The organism is Acidovorax carolinensis (genome assembly GCF_002157145.1).
Taxonomy (GTDB): Bacteria; Pseudomonadota; Gammaproteobacteria; order Burkholderiales; family Burkholderiaceae_C; genus Acidovorax; species Acidovorax carolinensis.
In genome coordinates, this window is the sequence record NZ_CP021361.1 from 1,158,652 (window position 1) to 1,174,772 (window position 16,121).

General features: G+C 66.9%; 13 protein-coding genes and 1 pseudogene. 5 read left to right on the top strand and 9 right to left on the bottom strand.

Annotated features, from left to right (window positions below; all coding sequences use genetic code 11):
- Positions 1-88: 88 nt before the first annotated feature.
- The 3 genes and pseudogenes from CBP34_RS05460 to hemC all read right to left on the bottom strand — a co-directional run bounded on the left by CBP34_RS05460 (position 89) and on the right by hemC (position 2,982).
- Positions 89-1,221 (bottom strand): annotated as a pseudogene (locus CBP34_RS05460) (uroporphyrinogen-III C-methyltransferase).
- Positions 1,218-2,117, bottom strand: coding sequence for a uroporphyrinogen-III synthase (locus CBP34_RS05465; RefSeq protein WP_086911765.1), 900 nt, complete (start codon positions 2,115-2,117; stop codon positions 1,218-1,220). The pseudogene CBP34_RS05460 and the gene CBP34_RS05465 overlap by 4 nt, the downstream one beginning before the upstream one ends.
- Positions 2,044-2,982 carry a hydroxymethylbilane synthase gene (hemC, locus tag CBP34_RS05470; protein WP_086911766.1) on the bottom strand — a complete coding sequence of 313 codons (939 nt, stop codon included), beginning with the start codon at positions 2,980-2,982 and terminating at the stop codon, positions 2,044-2,046. The genes CBP34_RS05465 and hemC overlap by 74 nt, the downstream gene beginning before the upstream one ends.
- A 133-nt stretch (positions 2,983-3,115) precedes the next feature.
- Here hemC and ppc point away from each other — a divergent pair, with 133 nt between their 5' ends.
- A complete protein-coding gene (gene ppc, locus CBP34_RS05475; RefSeq protein ID WP_094097501.1) occupies positions 3,116-5,905 on the top strand; it encodes a phosphoenolpyruvate carboxylase in 2,790 nt (929 codons plus the stop codon).
- 42 nt (positions 5,906-5,947) lie between these two features.
- Here the strand turns inward: ppc and CBP34_RS05480 are convergent, their stop codons facing one another.
- A complete protein-coding gene (locus CBP34_RS05480; protein ID WP_094097502.1) occupies positions 5,948-7,042 on the bottom strand; it encodes an AI-2E family transporter in 1,095 nt (364 codons plus the stop codon).
- 407 nt (positions 7,043-7,449) lie between these two features.
- Here CBP34_RS05480 and CBP34_RS05485 point away from each other — a divergent pair, with 407 nt between their 5' ends.
- Positions 7,450-8,013, top strand: a complete 564-nt coding sequence (locus tag CBP34_RS05485) for a FlgO family outer membrane protein (protein WP_094097503.1) — start codon at positions 7,450-7,452, stop codon at positions 8,011-8,013.
- 87 nt (positions 8,014-8,100) lie between these two features.
- Here the strand turns inward: CBP34_RS05485 and flhC are convergent, their stop codons facing one another.
- From flhC to CBP34_RS05510, 5 genes are all read right to left on the bottom strand, one after another.
- The gene (gene flhC / locus CBP34_RS05490) at positions 8,101-8,661 is read right to left on the bottom strand and encodes a flagellar transcriptional regulator FlhC (protein ID WP_086926869.1); all 561 of its coding nucleotides are present in this window, start codon (positions 8,659-8,661) and stop codon (positions 8,101-8,103) included.
- Between the two features lie 55 nt (positions 8,662-8,716).
- Positions 8,717-9,043, bottom strand: a complete 327-nt coding sequence (flhD, locus tag CBP34_RS05495; RefSeq protein WP_086911771.1) for a flagellar transcriptional regulator FlhD — start codon at positions 9,041-9,043, stop codon at positions 8,717-8,719.
- Positions 9,044-9,273: 230 nt separating this feature from the next.
- Positions 9,274-10,173, bottom strand: coding sequence for a sulfurtransferase (locus tag CBP34_RS05500; protein ID WP_086926871.1), 900 nt, complete (start codon positions 10,171-10,173; stop codon positions 9,274-9,276).
- Positions 10,174-10,222: 49 nt separating this feature from the next.
- Complete coding sequence (locus CBP34_RS05505) at positions 10,223-11,134, bottom strand: DMT family transporter (protein WP_094097504.1); 912 nt, start codon at positions 11,132-11,134, stop codon at positions 10,223-10,225.
- A gap of 128 nt (positions 11,135-11,262) precedes the next feature.
- Positions 11,263-12,402: an aromatic ring-hydroxylating oxygenase subunit alpha gene (locus CBP34_RS05510; RefSeq protein ID WP_094097505.1), complete on the bottom strand. Its 1,140-nt coding sequence runs from the start codon at positions 12,400-12,402 to the stop codon at positions 11,263-11,265.
- A gap of 477 nt (positions 12,403-12,879) precedes the next feature.
- Between CBP34_RS05510 and xseB the strand changes: the two genes are divergently transcribed.
- The 3 genes from xseB (at position 12,880) to dxs (ending at position 16,088) form a co-directional block, all read left to right on the top strand.
- Positions 12,880-13,122, top strand: a complete 243-nt coding sequence (gene xseB, locus CBP34_RS05515; RefSeq protein WP_086911775.1) for an exodeoxyribonuclease VII small subunit — start codon at positions 12,880-12,882, stop codon at positions 13,120-13,122.
- Positions 13,107-14,102 carry a polyprenyl synthetase family protein gene (locus tag CBP34_RS05520; RefSeq protein ID WP_208616372.1) on the top strand — a complete coding sequence of 332 codons (996 nt, stop codon included), beginning with the start codon at positions 13,107-13,109 and terminating at the stop codon, positions 14,100-14,102. The genes xseB and CBP34_RS05520 overlap by 16 nt, the downstream gene beginning before the upstream one ends.
- Before the next feature lie 96 nt (positions 14,103-14,198).
- Complete coding sequence (dxs, locus tag CBP34_RS05525) at positions 14,199-16,088, top strand: 1-deoxy-D-xylulose-5-phosphate synthase (protein ID WP_094097506.1); 1,890 nt, start codon at positions 14,199-14,201, stop codon at positions 16,086-16,088.
- The last annotated feature ends 33 nt before the right edge of the window (positions 16,089-16,121 follow it).

Sequence of the window (16,121 nt, forward strand, 5' to 3'; positions counted from 1 at the left end):
CAGGCCAGGGACGCCGCGCAAGGGCCGCCCTGCAGTGAGGGCGTCGTCTCCCTTTGGGGGAAGGCGCGAAGCGACTCAGGGGGAGTCATCATCTTCCCGCAGCGGCCGTGGCCAGTGCGGAGAGGGTTTCATCCAGACGGGGCAGCTCGGCGGCCTTCATGCTGGCCTGGGCGGTTTGCAGCACGGCGGCTGCCGCCTGGGTGCGGCGCGAGGACGGGTCGAAATACTTGTTGAGCGCCGCCGCGGCAGCCGCCAGGTCGGCGCGGGCCGATTCAAACTGGCGCGCCAGCACGCCCAGGCGGGCGTTGAGCAACTTGAGTTTGAGGTTTTCGCGCAGGAAGAAGGTTTGCTCGGGGCCAGCAAAATGGCCTCGGGCTGGTCGATGCGGCTCACACGCACCAGGTTGCGGGCCTCGTCGCGCACCACTTCCCAGCTGCGCTGCAGCGTGGTTTGCCACCAGGCCTGGCCTGCCTGCGCGGTTGCACCCGATGCGCCCTGTGCACCGGGCCCAGGGGTGGCGGCTGCCAGCCGGCGTGTTGCGGCCGCCTGCGCCACGGCGTTCTGCACGGGCAGCTCGTCCACCTGGCGCACCAGGTCATCAAGACGGGCCAGCAGGCCGGCGGTGTCGGTCACGGTGGCACGGGTGAGGCGGTCCAGGTCGCGGCCGATGGCACGTTGCACGGGGGCCAGGCGGGGCTGTGCGGCGCGCTCGATGCGCTGGTTGGCGCTTTTGAGGGCGGCCACCAGGGGTTCAAGGCTTCCGGTGAGCTGGGTCTGCTGTTGCGCCAGGCGGATGGCCGATTCGATATCGACCACCAGGTTTTCGTCGCGCGAGCGCGACAGGCTTTGCATGAGTTCTTCGAGCTGGCTGCGCTGCAGCGCCACTTCGCCCACTCGTGCTTCTGTGACCGACAGGCGCGCGGCGGTGTCGCGCACCAGTTCTTCCGCCTGGCGCGCCACGGTACGCGCCTCGATGGCCTGTGCACCCGCATCGGCCGACTGGCGCGCGAGCTGCTCCTGGATGGTGTTCAGCTTTTGCCACAACAGCCCGCTGCTGATCAGCGCGGCAAGGGCCACCGCGCCCAGCAGGTAGGTGCCGGTGTGCCGCGGCGTCGCGGTGTGGGCCATGCCTGCCGCCGAGCCTGCGCCGGGCGCGGCAGCGGTCACCGGTGTGCCTGGGGCGGCTGTGACGGACGGGTCGGTATGGGGCTCGGGGCTCATGCCGCCGATTCTATCGAGGCCACCACGTCTTCTAATGCCGGTCGGCATTCCAGTACGTGTCCAAAGCCGGCGGCGCGTGCGGCTTGCGCAATGCGCGGGTGCGTGGCCAGGGCGCGCGCTGCGTGCAGCGGGAGGCCCGGCGCGGCGCTGGCCAGGTGCGTGAGGGCCTCCGAGCTGCTCAAAAGCCACCACGATCCGTCGCCTGCCGCCGTATGGGCCAGCGCGGTCTGTTCGGGCGTGAGCTGCGGGGCGCCGCGGGTGTAGGTCACCACGAAATCCACCGTGGCGCCGGCCTGTTCGATCTGGCGCGCCAGCCAGTCCCGTCCCTGGCCAGGGCCCGGCGTTGCCCCTGCGGCGCAGCCACGCACGATGAGAATGCGGTCGCCGGTGCGCACCTGCGGCGCCACCTGCTGCCACAGGGTTTCCGATTCAAACTGCGGGGCATCCGGCGCCGGGCTGTCGATGCGATCACGGGGAACCCCGGCGCGCATCAGCGCCCGCACGGTTCCGGGGCCGGGTGCCCATGCTCTTGTTTTGATAGCTGATAGCGCTTTATCCGCAAGCGCTACGGCCTCTTTTGATTCTTTTTGTTCAAAAAAGTAATCCACGGCATTGCCGCTGACAAACATGGCGGCACGGTAGCCGCCGAGTTGGGCGCGGGCCTGGGCGAGTGCGGCCTGTGCGGCGGGGTCGGTGCAGGGCCCGATGGCAATCAGGGGCAGTGCCGTGGCGGCAAGGCCGCGCGCGCCCAGTTGCTCGACCCAGTGCGCCGCTTCGCGCGCTGGCCTGGTCACGATCACCCGGGTGGCCGCCACCACGGGCTCAGCCGGTGACAGGGTGCGAAGCGCGGGCGCCACCGGCGCGCAGGCGGGCGGCGATGGCGATACCCAGGGCATCGGCGTCCGCCAGCGTGGCGACCGGGGCGCTGGCGCTGGCGTGAACCAGCGGGGCACTGCCGTCGGGGTCGCCCCAGGCGGCATCCAGATGCAGGGTGCCCTGCACCAGCCGGCCATGCGCGGCCAGCGGCATCGAGCAGCTGCCGCCCATGGCGCGGCTCACGGCGCGTTCGGCCGTTACGGTGAGCCAGGTTTCCTGGTGGGCCAGCGGCGCCAATGCTGCCATCAGGTCCTGCCGGTCGCTGCGGATCTCGATGCCCAGGGCGCCTTGGCCCGCGGCGGGCAGCATGTCGGTGGTGGCGAATTCGGTGCGGATGCGGTCCTGCAGGCCCAGGCGCTTGAGGCCCGCCGCCGCCAGCACGATGGCATCGTACTGGCCGTCGTCGAGCTTGCGCAGGCGCGTGTCGAGGTTGCCACGCAGCGGCTCGATCTTGAGGTCGGGCCGCAGCGCCTGCAGCAGCACCTGGCGGCGCAGGCTCGACGTCCCCACCACCGCGCCCTGGGGCAGGGCATCGAGGGATGCATAGTGGGGCGAAACAAAGGCATCGCGCGGGTCTTCGCGCTCCATCACGCAGGCCAGGGCAAAGCCCTCGGGCAGCTCCATGGGCACGTCCTTGAGCGAGTGCACGGCGATGTGGGCGCGGCCTTCTTCGAGCGCCACTTCCAGCTCTTTCACGAACAGGCCCTTGCCGCCCACCTTGGAGAGGCTGCGGTCCAGGATCTGGTCGCCCTGGGTGGTCATGCCCAGCAGCGATACGCTGTGGCCGCGCGCGCGCAGCAGGGCCTGCACATGTTCGGCTTGCCACAGGGCCAGGCGGCTTTCGCGGGTGGCGATCACCAGGGGAAGGGGTTGTGTCGGGCTCACGTTCGTAACCTATTTGTAATCATTGGGCAGACGGCGATGCTAGCATCGCGCCCGCACCGGTGGCTGGTGTCCGCGATGGCTTGCGCAGTGGGCCGATAGTGGCCGGCTGCCCCCTCAATCCGGAGACACCCGCATGAAACGATCCGACAAGGACCAGCCCCTGATAGACGACATCCGCCTGCTGGGGCGCATTCTGGGCGACGTGATCCGCGAGCAGGAAGGGGTGGAGGCCTACGAACTGGTCGAGCAGGTGCGCAAGCTCTCGGTGGCCTTCCGCCGCGATGCCGACCAGGAGGCCGACCGCGCGCTCAAGAAGCTGCTCAAGTCGCTCTCGGGCGACCAGACGGTGAGCGTGATCCGCGCCTTCACCTATTTCAGCCACCTGGCCAACCTGGCCGAAGACCGCCACCATATCCGCCGCCGCGCCGTGCACGAGCGCGCGGGCGATACGCAGGAGGGCAGCATCGAGGTGGCCCTGTCGCGCCTGCGCTGGGCCGGCATTGCGCCCAAGACCATTGCGCAGACGCTGGCCAGCAGCTATGTGGCCCCGGTGCTCACGGCCCACCCCACCGAAGTGCAGCGCAAAAGCATTCTGGACGCCGAGCGCGACATCGCCCAGTTGCTGGCGGTGCGCGACGACATCCAGGTGCGCGCCCAGCTCTACAACAGCGCCAAGGATGCGCTCACGCCGCGCGAGCTGGCCGCCAACGAGGCCCTGCTGCGCGCCCGCGTGGCCCAGCTGTGGCAAACGCGCCTGCTGCGCTACAGCAAGCTCACGGTGGCCGACGAGATCGAGAACGCCCTGTCGTATTACGAAGCCACCTTTTTGCGCGAGATCCCCAAGATCTACGCCGATCTGGAGCGCGAGCTGGGCCAGTACCCCGTGCACAGCTTTTTGCGCATGGGCCAGTGGATCGGCGGCGACCGCGACGGCAACCCCAATGTGACGGCGCAAACCCTGCAATATGCCTTGCGCAGCCAGGCCGACATGGCGCTGCGCCATTACCTGACCGAAGTGCACTTTCTGGGCGGCGAGCTGTCGCTGTCGGCACGCCTGGTGGCCGTGTCGCCCGAGATGCAGGCGCTGGCCCAGCGCTCGCCCGACACCAGCGAGCACCGGCAGGACGAGCCCTATCGCCGCGCGCTGACCGGCATCTACGCACGCCTGGCGGCCACGCTCAAGGACCTGACGGGAGGCGACGCGGCCCGCCATGCCGTTGCGCCGCAAAACGCCTATGCCGGCGCGGACGAATTTCTGGCCGACCTGCGCGTCATCGAGGCATCGCTGCAATCACACCATGGCAAGGCCCTGGCGGCCGAGCGCCTGCACCCGCTGATCCGTGCCGTGCAGGTTTTCGGTTTTCACCTGGCCACGGTGGACCTGCGCCAAAGCTCCGACAAGCACGAAGAAGTGGTGGCCGAGTTGCTGACCACGGCGCGCATCGAACCGAACTACAGCAGCCTGCAAGAGGCCGCCAAGCGCGCGCTGCTGATCAAGCTGCTCAACGATGCGCGGCCGCTGCGCGTGGTGGGCGCCGCTTACTCAAACCACACCCAGGGCGAGCTGGCCATTTTTGAAACGGCCCGCGTGCTGCGCGAGCGCTTTGGCCATGAGGCGATTCGCCACTACATCATCAGCCACACCGAGGCGGTGAGCGACCTGCTGGAAGTGCTGCTGCTGCAAAAGGAAGTGGGCCTGCTGCGCAGCACGCTGGATGCCGAGGCCCGCAACGACCTCATCGTGGTGCCACTGTTCGAGACCATCGAAGACCTGCGCAATGCCGCGCCCATCATGCGCGAGTTCTATGCCCTGCCCGGCGTGGCGGGGCTTGTGCAGCGCAGCGGCGGCGAGCAGGACATCATGCTGGGCTATTCCGACAGCAACAAGGACGGCGGCATCTTCACCAGCAACTGGGAGCTGTACCGCGCCGAGATTGCGCTGGTGGAATTGTTTGACGAGCTCGATACCAGCCATGGCATCCAGCTGCGCATGTTCCATGGCCGTGGCGGCACCGTGGGCCGGGGCGGCGGCCCGAGCTACCAGGCCATCCTGGCCCAGCCGCCGGGCACCGTGCGTGGCCAGATCCGGCTGACCGAGCAGGGCGAGGTGATTGCATCGAAGTACGCCAACCCCGAGATCGGCCGGCGCAACCTTGAAACCCTGGTCGCCGCCACGCTCGAAGCCACGCTGCTGCAACCCACCAAATCGGCCACCAAGGCGTTTCTGGATGCGGCCGCGCAGCTGTCGCAGGACAGCATGGGCGCCTACCGCGCGCTGGTGTACGACACCCCGGGCTTTACCGACTATTTTTTCAACGCCACGCCCATCCGCGAGATTGCCGAGCTCAACATCGGCTCGCGGCCGGCGTCGCGCAAGGCCAGCCAGAAGATCGAGGATCTGCGCGCCATTCCCTGGGGCTTCAGCTGGGGCCAGTGCCGCCTCACGCTGCCGGGGTGGTACGGCTTTGGTGCCGCCGTGGAAGCGTTCGTCAACCTGGAAGGCAAGGACCCCAAGACCCAGCTGGCGCTGTTGCAAAGGATGTACCGCCAGTGGCCGTTCTTTCGCACGCTGCTGTCCAACATGGACATGGTGTTGGCCAAGAGCGACCTGGCGCTGGCATCGCGTTACAGCGAACTGGTGACCGACACGCGCCTGCGCAAGAAGGTGTTCAGCGCCATCGAGGCCGAATGGCACCGCACGGCCGATGCGCTGACCCGCATCACCGGCGACAAGCAGCGCCTTGCGCACAACACGGCGCTGGCCCGCTCCATCAAGCACCGCTTTCCCTACATCGACCCGCTGCACCACCTCCAGGTGGAGCTGGTGCGCCGCTGGCGCGCGGGCCAGGGCGACGAGCGCGTGCAGACGGGTATCCACATCTCCATCAACGGCATTGCCGCAGGGCTGCGCAACACGGGTTGATGCGGGTGGTGTTGCTGAGATCGTGAACACGTTCCGAGGTGTTCAGTCTCCCAGCAGCTCCCCTACCGCCTTCAAATCCTCCACCCGGTCACACACCGCCTTCACGGCCATCATCACCGGGATGCCTAGCAGCAGCCCCCACAGGCCCCACAGCCAGCCCCAGGCGAGCACGCTCACAAACACCGCCACGGGGCTCATGCTGCTGGCGCGGCTGGTGAGCCAGGGCGTGATGAGCTGGCCCACGATGGTGTGGATGAGCAATGAGGCCCCGCCGATGGCCAGCGCCATGTCCACCGAGCCAAACTGCAAAAACGCCACCAGCGCCGATGCGCCGGTGACCAGCACCGAACCGATGTAGGGCGCGAGGTTGAGCACCCCCGCCAGCACGGCCCACACGGCCGCGTTTTCCAGCCCCAGGGCCCAGAAAGCCAGCCCGGTGGCTATGCCCACAAGAACGCTGGTGAACACCTGCACCAGCAGGTAGCTCTGGATTTGCGCGGTGATCTCATTGAGCACCTGCATGGTGATCTTCTTGCGCTCCAGGCTGGTGCCCGCGATGCGCACCAGCTTGCGCCGAAACAGGTTGCCCGACGCCAGCGAGAAGAAGGTGAGAAACACCACCACGGTGAGCTGCCCCAGGGCCGACATCAGGCCCATGGTGCCGCTCCAGAGGTAGTCGCGGATGTTGAACGAAGGCCGCTCGATCACCACGCGCTGCACACCCCGGCGCGTGGGCGTGGCAGAGCTGGTTTCGGCGGCCGCCTGCTCGATCTGTGTGGCGGCTTTCTGCATGGTGTCGAGCGCGCTGTCGCCACCGGAGCGCTGGCGCAGGCTGTCACGCACCTTCTTGGCGGCCACCGGCATGGAGTTGACCAGCTCGACGGCCCCGTCGCTGAGCGACCAGGCCGCGCTGGCCACACCCGTCAACAGGGCTATCAGTAAAACGCCAGAGCCCAGCCAGCGCGGCACATGCCAGCGCTGCAGGACATCCACGACCGGCCGCAGCGCCGTGGTCAGCAGCAGGCTCAGCATGATGGGGATGAATACCGCGCTCGCCCAATGCAGCAGGGCCACGCTGGCAAACAGCGCCAGCAGTGCCAGCGACAGATTGCGCACATCCACGGGCGTTTGCAGCATCAGCGGAGCGCGCAGACGCGGTGGACTGGATGCCGGCGGCGCGGGCGCCGCGAGGGTGACCGCGGGCCGGCGGCGGCGGGCGGAGGAACGGGGACGGGGGCTGGAGGGGCTCTGTGGGCTCGGTCATGCGCGGATTGTGCGGCAGCCGCCGTGCTTGTCATGTAGGCGGCCGTCGCCTGTCTGCGGGTGGGGCGAAAGTGCGCCCCAAAACCCCTGTTGTTTGTGGGTTGGTCCCAGGGGCTTGTCGCTAGCATGGCCCGATGCAAGCTGACACATGGCGCTCGATGCGTACCCGCGTGAACTTTTTGGCTCTCGTACTTCGTCAAGAGCGGCGACCGGATGCGCCCTCCCGCGAGGCCGCACCCGCTCCAGCCCGTGCCGTTCTGTTCCTGCACGGTGGTGAGGGCATGAAACGCTGGGCGCTGGTGGCCGCCTGTCTGCTGGGCGCCGCCGCCTTGCCAGGTTGCTCAGGCTATTACTACGGCGAAAAATACGGCCCCACGCTGGGCACCACGGTGGACGCCATGCTGCGCGGCAATTTGGTGGAGACCAGCTACCGTGCCACCGATGCGCTGCTGAAGACCGTGGTCCTGGATCCAGCCCAGCCCGTGGTGGTGGGCACGATGGTGAATGTGGACCGGCCTTCCGAATCATCGCGCCTGGGGCGCATCGTGGCCGGGCAGATCGCTGGCCGCATGGTGCAGCGCGGTGTGCTGGTCACCGAGATGGCGTTGCGGGACGCGCCCGTGGTGCCGCGCGATCAGGGCGAACTGCTGCGGCCCCGCGCGTTGCGCGACGCCTTCCGAACCCAGGGGGCGCAGGCCGCGGTGGTGGGCGCCTATGCCGTGTCGGCGCGCCAGCTGTATGTCAGCCTGAAGCTGATCGGCCCGCCAGGCGACGCCGTGCTGGCTGCGCACGACTATGCGGTGCCGATGGATGAGGATGTGCGCGCCCTGCTGGCTGCGCCGTGACGTGGTCGGTCTGTGACTGGATTGCTCATCAATTGATAGCTTCTAACGCTTTATTGGTAAGCGCTATAAGCCAATTTGGCTCGAATTTCAGTGCAGCATCAGCGCGCCAGCGGTCTTGCTCTTGCCGGCGCGTGCGGGTGGGTTGCACAGGCCGCAGGTGAAGTGGCGATTTTCATACAGCTCGGTGACAAACTGGCCGCTGCATTCGGCGCATTTGGTGCGCGTGAGCATGCCGGCATCCACAAACTTCACCAGGCGCCAGGCGCGGGTGAACGACAGCAGGGGCTCGATCTCGGCCGTGGCCACTTGTTCGTTGTAGAGGCGGTAGGCCTTGGTCAGCAACTCCACCGAGTCCAGGTCTACGCCCTTGGACAGGTATTCGTAGATATTCAAAAACAGCGAACTGTGGATGTTTTCCTGCCAGGTGAGGAACCAGTCGGTGGAAAACGGCAGCTGGCCCTTGGACGGCGACTTGCCCGCGATCTCCTTGTACAGGCGGATCAAGCGTTCATACGACAGCGTGGTTTCCGATTCGAGCACCTGCATGCGCGCGCCCATCTCGATCAGCATCGCAGCGCGTGCGATCTGCTTGGATTCGTTCAGAACGCTCTTGGCGGGGGCTTTGGGGGTGGCTGGCGTGGCGGACATGGAGGCTTTCGGTGGCGATCGGCGGGACGCGGGATGCGAGAGAGGCAATGCAGGATCAGAGCACTTCCGACACGCGGCTGGCCATCAGGATGTTGGCGTGCAGCGTGTTGGTGGCTTCGTTGCCCACTTTCTTGGCCGAGTGGTTGGTCAGCAAGCTCCACACCAGGTTGTCGTCCACCCGGAAGCTGCAAAGAAGCGTGTTGCGGGAGGCCAGTTTGAGCACTTGCGCGGCCGACAGCGATGCCAGAATGTCGGCGGCGTCTTCGTTCAGCCCCAAGCGGAACACTGCTTCGGCCTTGTCGTGGCGAATGAGGTTTTGCGCCAGCATCAGGTACGTGAGGTTGGCTTCGCGAATTTCGGCGAGCAGTTGTTCGTTGGTCATGGCAGCTTTCCTTTTCTGGGCCGGTTCTTGCGTTGCCTGCTGACTGCAGGTTTTGCGTGATCCGTTGAAATGGATTGTGAAACTGCCCCAATCAAAAATTAAGTCGGGGTTTGGCTGTGCCGCGCGTCTGGTTTCGGGGTGGGGCTTGTAGGAATTTGCCTTACACGCGCCGCAGCCCCATCGCCCCCTTGGTAGGCCAGCGGCCTGCTGCAAAAAACCGTCGTCAGGCGTTACCCGCGCTCCACCGGGCGCGACGGGTCGCTGCACCATTCGCTCCAGCTGCCCGCAAAAAGCGTGGTTTTTCCGAGTCCGGCCACTTCCATGGCCAGCATGTTGGGCAGGGCGCTCACGCCGCTGCCGCACTGGTGGACCACGGTGGCCGGGTCGCGGCCCGCCAGCAAGGCCTCGAACTCAGCGCGCAACACGGCGGCCGGCTTGAAGCGGCCGTCGGCGCCGATGTTTTCGGTGAACGGGCGATTGAGGGCGCCCGGAATATGCCCGGCCACCGGGTCCAGCGGTTCCACTTCGCCGCGGTAGCGGGGCGCGCCCCGGGCATCAATCAGCGTCTGGCCCGGTTGCTGCAATGCGGCCTGCACATCGGCCGCGCTGGCCAGTGGGCGCAGAGGGGCGCGGAGCTCGAAGTTGGACTGGAATCGTGCGGGTTCGGCGCCACTGGCGAGGGCACCGCCGGCCGCCTGCCAGGCCTGCAGGCCGCCGTCGAGCACGGCCACGGCATCGTGCCCCGCCCATTTGAGCATCCACCACAGGCGGCCACAGTAGTTGGCGCCGTTGCGGTCGTACACCACGGCCTGCATGCCATTGGCAAAGCCCACGCTCGACAGCCACATGGCAAAGCGTTCGCGGCTGGGCAGCGGGTGGCGGCCGCCCGAGGCAGGTTCATCGGCCTCTTGCGCGGTGACGGTGCCCGTGGCGCCGGGCGCGCCATGCCGGGCGCTCAGGTCGGTGTCCAGGTTGGCGTAAGTGGCGCCGGGGATGTGGGCATCGGCGTATTGTTGTGCGCCCGCCGAAGGTTGGGTCAGGTCAAAGCTGCAGTCAAACACCATCAGCGGCGCACCGCTGGCGATCAGGGACTGCAGGTCGGTGGCGGAAATCAGGGTGGTGTAGGTCATGGGCTGTGGGGCGCACGGGCACCCGGTCAAACGGACGGACCCCATTGTGTCAATGTTCCTCGGCCGGCGCCCCTGGCGCGGCGCGGGTGCGCAGCACGGTGGCCACGATGCCGCTGCCCACAATCAGCACCATGCCGATCCAGCCCATGGGCGGAATCTGGTCGCCAAACAGCGCCACGCTGTAAATGGCCGCAAACACAATGCCCGAATACTGCAGGTTGGCCACCACCAGGGTGCCGCGCTGGGTTTTGGCGCTGGCATAGGCGCGGGTCATGCATAGCTGCCCGCCCGCTGCCAGCACCCCGATGGGCAGCAGCCACAGCGCGGGCCAGCCGGGCCAGGGCGACGTGCCGGTGACCAGCAGGGCCGCGCCACCAGCCACGGCCGAGCCCACCGCAAAATAGAACACCGTGCGCGACTCGGGCTCGCCCAGCCGCGACAGGGCCACCACCTGCATGTAGGCAAAGGCGGCTGTCATGCCCGACATGAGTCCGATCAGGCCGGCAAAGGCCTGGTTCTGCTCAAGGCTGGGGCGCAGCATCATCACCACGCCGACAAAGCCGGTCAGCACCGTCAGCACCAGCGGGCCCTGGAACGCCGGGCGCGGCGATGCGGCCGAAGGGCGCCAGGCCAGCAGCGCGCCGCCCACCAGAAAGGCGGCGATCCAGACGCTGCTCATGTAGTTGAGCGTCATGGCGGTGGCCAGCGGCAGGTGGGCAATGGCGTAGAACCAGGCGCCCAGCGACGCCACGCCCACCAGGCTGCGCCAGGCGTGCATGCCGGGGTAGCGGGTGGCCAGCGTCACGCGCTGGGAGCGGGCCAGCAGCCACAGGATCACGATGCCGATGAGGCCGCGATAGCAGACCAGTTCGGCCGCGTTGAAATGGGCCGAAGCGATCTTGACGCATACGCCCATGCTTGCGAACAGGAACGCGGCCAGCACCATCCAGAGGGCTTGCATGGAATCAGGTGAATAAACAGGGTTGAAAAGAAAAAAGCCGCCAGCGCTTGATTGGCAAGCGTTGGCAGCTATTGTAATAAGAGCGAAGAGGCGCTGTCTGGCGTATTGGGCGCGTTTGGGCGCCGTATTCAGCCCTTTGGCGTCGCCGTGCCCATGGCCTCGCGATACCACTCGTGAAAGTGCTGCATGCCATCTTCCATGGGGCTCTGGTAAGGGCCCACTTCGTTGTCGCCGCGCGCCAGCAATGCCTTGCGGCCCGCATCCATGCGTTCGCCGATCTCGTCGTCCTCGATGCAGGTTTCCATGTAGGCGGCCTGCTGCGCCTCGACGAATTCGCGCTCGAAGGCCGCGATTTCCTCGGGGTAGTAGAACTCCACCATGTTCAGTGTCTTGGTGGGGCTGACCGGGTGCAGCGTGGACACGGTGAGCACATGCGGATACCACTCGACCATGATGTGCGGGTACAGCGTGAGCCAGATGGCGCCATGCGATGGCGGCACGCCATTGCGGTAGGCCAGCAGCGCCTCGTGCCAGCGTTCATACACGGGGCTGCCGGCCTTGCCCAGGCGGTTGGCCACTCCCACGGTCTGCACCGAGTAGTTCTTGCCGAACTCCCAGCGCAGGTCGTCGCAGGTGACGAAATGCCCCAGACCCGGGTGGAAGGGGCCGACGTGGTAGTCCTCCAGATAGACCTCGATGAAGGTCTTCCAGTTGTAGTTGCACTCATGCAGCTCGATGCGATCGAGCGCAAAGCCCGTGAAGTCGAGGTCGGCGCGCGGGCCGATGCCTGCCAGGTCGGCCGCCACGTTGGTGCCGTTGTCTTCAAACAGCAGCCCGTTCCAGTCGTGCAACGGGTAGTTGTTGAGGTTCAGGCAGGGATCGTGCGCGAAATGCGGCGCGCCCAGCAGCTCGCCGCTGGCCTTGTAGGTCCAGCGGTGCAGCGGGCACACGATGTTGCCGCCCGCACTGCCCTTTTGCTGGGTGTTGAGCGAGCCGCGGCCCTTGAGCATGACGGCCTGGCGATGGCGGCAGACGTTGGAGATCAGCTCCACGCCGCCCTGGGCATTGCGCACCAGCGCGCGCCCTTCGCCCTCCTGGGGCAGGGCGTGGTAGTCGCCCGCGTTGGGCACGGAAAGCTGGTGCCCCACATAGCGGGGCCCGCGCTGGAAGATGGTTTCCAATTCGCGCTGGAACAGCGCCTCGTCAAAGTAGCTTGAAACTGGTAGTTGGCTTGCGGCCTGCTGCAGTCGAAGACTTAAATCAGACATGGGTGACCTGACCTAAAGACTCCCCACAGGGAGGTGCGCCGGGGCGCATTTGGAAAAAGAAAACCGGCTAGGTGACTAGCCGGCTCGATGGGAATGGGATTATAGGCGGTGGGGTTATTCCCGCACCCCCCATGCGTGTATTGCCAATCACGGTACGGCCGGTGGCCGCTGCCCGGCTGAGGGGGGCGCGCCGCAGATGCGTGCCGCCGCAACGCGGGTGCAAAGCCCCAAGGGGTGAGCTGTATAACTCCCTGCGGTCTGTGACAGCGCGGTCTCGGGCGACCCGCTGCGTTGCTTTTCTTGCCAATAGCCCGGCTATTGGCAGCAAAAAGACGTCTTGCGGCCCATCCCGATCCGCGCTACCAACAGATACGCGAGGGTTATGCAGGTCATCCCTGGCGCGCAGGTGGCTGCACCGTTCCAGGCGCTGCGCCTAAAATCGTTCGTTTCACCCGCGCAACTACTGCCCTCCTGCCCATGCCCAAGGCCTCTGCCTCCAACGCCCCACCCGCCGAACCTGCCAGCTATGAAGCGGCGCTGGAAGAGCTGGAGCAGCTCGTGGGCCGCATCGAGTCGGGCCAGCTGCCGCTGGACCAGATGCTGGCCGGCTACCAGCGCGGGGCCACCCTGCTGGCCTTTTGCCGCCACCGGCTCGACGCGGTGCAGGACCAGATCAAGGTGCTCGACGAAGGCACGCTGCAGCCATGGACGCAGGAATGATGGCCGTGCAGCGCAGCATCCCGGCCGCTTTTGATCTGGCCGGCTGGAGCCGCCATCACCTTGATCGGGTCGAGCGGGCACTGGGCCAGTGGGTGGGCGAGGGCGCCCCTGCCGGCTTGGGCGAGGCCATGCGCTACGCAGTGCTCGACGGCGGCAAGCGCCTGCGACCGCTGCTGGTGCTTGCGGCCTATGAGGCGGTGCATAACGGGGCTGGCCCTACGGGGAGCGACACCGCGCTGCGCGCCGGAATGGACGAGGCGACCCTGCGCGCCGGGATGGATGAAGCGGCGCTGCGCGCCGCGTGTGCCGTCGAGTTGATCCATGCCTATTCGCTGGTACACGACGACATGCCCTGCATGGACAACGATGTGCTGCGCCGGGGCAAGCCCACGGTGCATGTGCAGTTTGGCGAGGCGCAGGCCCTGCTGGCGGGCGATGCCCTGCAGGCGTTTGCTTTTGAATTGCTCACGCCCGACGACGCGCGCATTCCCCCGGCTGTGCAGGCCACGCTGTGCCGCCAGCTGGCGCGCGCGGCCGGTTCGGCGGGCATGGCGGGCGGTCAGGCGATCGACCTGGCCAGCGTGGGGCTGGCGCTGACGCAGGAACAGTTGCGCCAGATGCACCGCCTCAAGACCGGGGCACTGCTCCAGGCCAGCGTGATGATGGGCGCGGCTTGCGGCGGGGCCGGCGCCACAGCGCAAAAGGCGCTGGAGGGCTACGGTGCGGCGCTCGGTCTGGCGTTTCAGGTGGTGGACGATATTCTGGATGTGGTTGCCGACTCGGCCACGCTGGGCAAGACAGCCGGCAAGGATGCCGCGAGCGACAAGCCCACCTATGTCTCTCTGCTTGGGCTGGCGCCGGCGCAAGCCCACGCGCAAGAGCTGCTGGCGCAGGCACAGGCCGCACTGGCGGCATCGGGCCTGGCCGACACGCGTGCGCTGGCGGCACTGGCCGACATGGTGGTGAACCGGTCCTATTGACGAAGCCCCGTTCTGGTCCGATACCGATGCATTGAATGTCAAACTGGCCTCTGGCGCTTGTGTATGAAGCGCCATAAGCTATCAAAATAATAGTAAATGTCCACGACATCCTTCTCCCTGCTGCAGACCATCAACGACCCTGCGGATCTGCGCCACTTGTCGCGCGCCGATCTCAAGCAACTGGCCACCGAACTGCGCGCGTTCGTGATCCAGAGCGTGTCCCAGACGGGGGGGCACCTGAGCTCCAACCTGGGCACCGTGGAGCTCACCGTGGCGCTGCACCATGTGTTCCACACGCCCGAAGACCGGCTGGTGTGGGACGTGGGCCACCAGACCTACCCGCACAAGATACTGACCGGCCGGCGCGACCGCATGCACACGCTGCGCCAGCTCGGCGGCATTTCGGGTTTTCCGCAGCGAGCGGAAAGCGTTTACGACACCTTTGGCACGGCGCATTCGAGCACCAGCATCTCGGCCGCCCTGGGCATGGCGCTGGCCGCGCAGCGCAAGGGTGAAAACCGGCATGCCGTGGCGATCATCGGCGACGGCGCCATGACGGCCGGCATGGCCTTCGAGGCCTTGAACAACGCCGGTGTGGCCGATGCCAACCTGCTCGTCATCCTCAACGACAACGACATGAGCATCAGCCCGCCCGTGGGCGCGCTCAACCGTTACCTGGCCCAGCTCATGAGCGGGCAGTTCTACGCGGCCGCCAAGAATGTGGGCAAGAGCGTGCTCAAGAACGCCCCGCCGCTGCTCGAGCTGGCCAAGCGGCTGGAGCAACAGGCCAAGGGCATGGTGGTGCCGGCCACGCTGTTCGAGAAATTCGGTTTCAACTACATCGGGCCCATCGACGGGCACGACCTCGATTCGCTCATCCCCACCCTGGAAAACATCAAGGGTCTCAAAGGCCCGCAGTTCCTGCATGTGGTCACCAAAAAAGGCCAGGGCTACAAGCTGGCCGAGGCCGATCCCGTGGCCTACCACGGACCCGGCAAGTTCGACCCGGCCGTGGGCCTGGTCAAAAGCACCGCCGCGCCCAAGCAGACCTTCACGCAGGTGTTTGGCGAGTGGCTGTGCGACATGGCGGCGCAGGACGGCCGGCTGGTGGGCATCACCCCGGCCATGCGCGAAGGCTCGGGCATGGTCGAGTTTGAAAAGCGCTTTCCCGACCGCTACTACGATGTGGGCATTGCCGAGCAGCATGCCATCACCTTCGCGGCGGGCATGGCCTGCGAGGGCGTCAAACCCGTGGTGGCGATCTACTCCACCTTTTTGCAGCGCGGCTACGACCAGATGATCCACGACGTGGCGCTGCAGAACCTGCCCGTGGTGTTTGCGCTGGACCGCGCTGGCCTGGTGGGGGCCGACGGCGCCACCCATGCGGGCGCCTACGACATCCCCTTTGTGCGCTGCATTCCCAACATGAGCATGGCTTGCCCGGCCGACGAGCGCGAATGCCGCCAGCTGCTGAGCACTGCGTTCGCGCAGGATCATCCCGTTGCCGTGCGCTACCCGCGCGGTGCCGGTGCTGGCGTGGCACCCCTGCGCGGGCTGGAAGGCCTGCCGTTCGGCAAGGGCGAAATCCGCCGCGAGCGCAAGGCAGGCGGGGCCGATGCAGGGGCTCCGCGCATTGCGATTCTGGCCTTTGGCACCTTGCTGTATCCGGCGCTGCAGGCGGCAGAGGCCCTGGATGCCACGGTGGTGAACATGCGCTGGGCCAAGCCGCTTGACCAGGCGCTGCTGCTCGAAGTGGCAGCGCGCCACGATGCGCTCGTAACGCTGGAAGAGGGCGCCATCATGGGCGGCGCGGGCAGCGCCGTGCTGGAGGCGCTGGCCGCCGCCAAGGTGGTGTTGCCCGTGCTGCAGCTGGGGCTGCCCGATGTGTTCATCGAGCATGGTGATCCGGCCAAACTGCTCGCGCTGCAAGGGCTGGACGCCACCGGCATCGAAAACGCCATTCGCGGGCATTTCAGCCTGGGCTGACCAGCGGGGCGTGGCGAGGCACCGTCAATGGAT

Excerpts from the sequence above, each read along its gene's own strand:
- xseB (WP_086911775.1), top strand. The coding sequence starts at position 12,880 with ATGCCCAAGGCCTCTGCCTCCAACGCCCCACCCGCCGAACCTGCCAGC.
- CBP34_RS05500 (WP_086926871.1), bottom strand. The coding sequence starts at position 10,173 with ATGACCTACACCACCCTGATTTCCGCCACCGACCTGCAGTCCCTGATC.
- CBP34_RS05485 (WP_094097503.1), top strand. The coding sequence starts at position 7,450 with ATGAAACGCTGGGCGCTGGTGGCCGCCTGTCTGCTGGGCGCCGCCGCC.
- CBP34_RS05520 (WP_208616372.1), top strand. The coding sequence starts at position 13,107 with ATGGACGCAGGAATGATGGCCGTGCAGCGCAGCATCCCGGCCGCTTTT.
- CBP34_RS05480 (WP_094097502.1), bottom strand. The coding sequence starts at position 7,042 with ATGCTGCAAACGCCCGTGGATGTGCGCAATCTGTCGCTGGCACTGCTG.
- flhC (WP_086926869.1), bottom strand. The coding sequence starts at position 8,661 with ATGTCCGCCACGCCAGCCACCCCCAAAGCCCCCGCCAAGAGCGTTCTG.
- dxs (WP_094097506.1), top strand. The coding sequence starts at position 14,199 with ATGTCCACGACATCCTTCTCCCTGCTGCAGACCATCAACGACCCTGCG.
- CBP34_RS05510 (WP_094097505.1), bottom strand. The coding sequence starts at position 12,402 with ATGTCTGATTTAAGTCTTCGACTGCAGCAGGCCGCAAGCCAACTACCA.
- flhD (WP_086911771.1), bottom strand. The coding sequence starts at position 9,043 with ATGACCAACGAACAACTGCTCGCCGAAATTCGCGAAGCCAACCTCACG.
- CBP34_RS05505 (WP_094097504.1), bottom strand. The coding sequence starts at position 11,134 with ATGCAAGCCCTCTGGATGGTGCTGGCCGCGTTCCTGTTCGCAAGCATG.
- ppc (WP_094097501.1), top strand. The coding sequence starts at position 3,116 with ATGAAACGATCCGACAAGGACCAGCCCCTGATAGACGACATCCGCCTG.
- CBP34_RS05465 (WP_086911765.1), bottom strand. The coding sequence starts at position 2,117 with ATGCCCTGGGTATCGCCATCGCCGCCCGCCTGCGCGCCGGTGGCGCCC.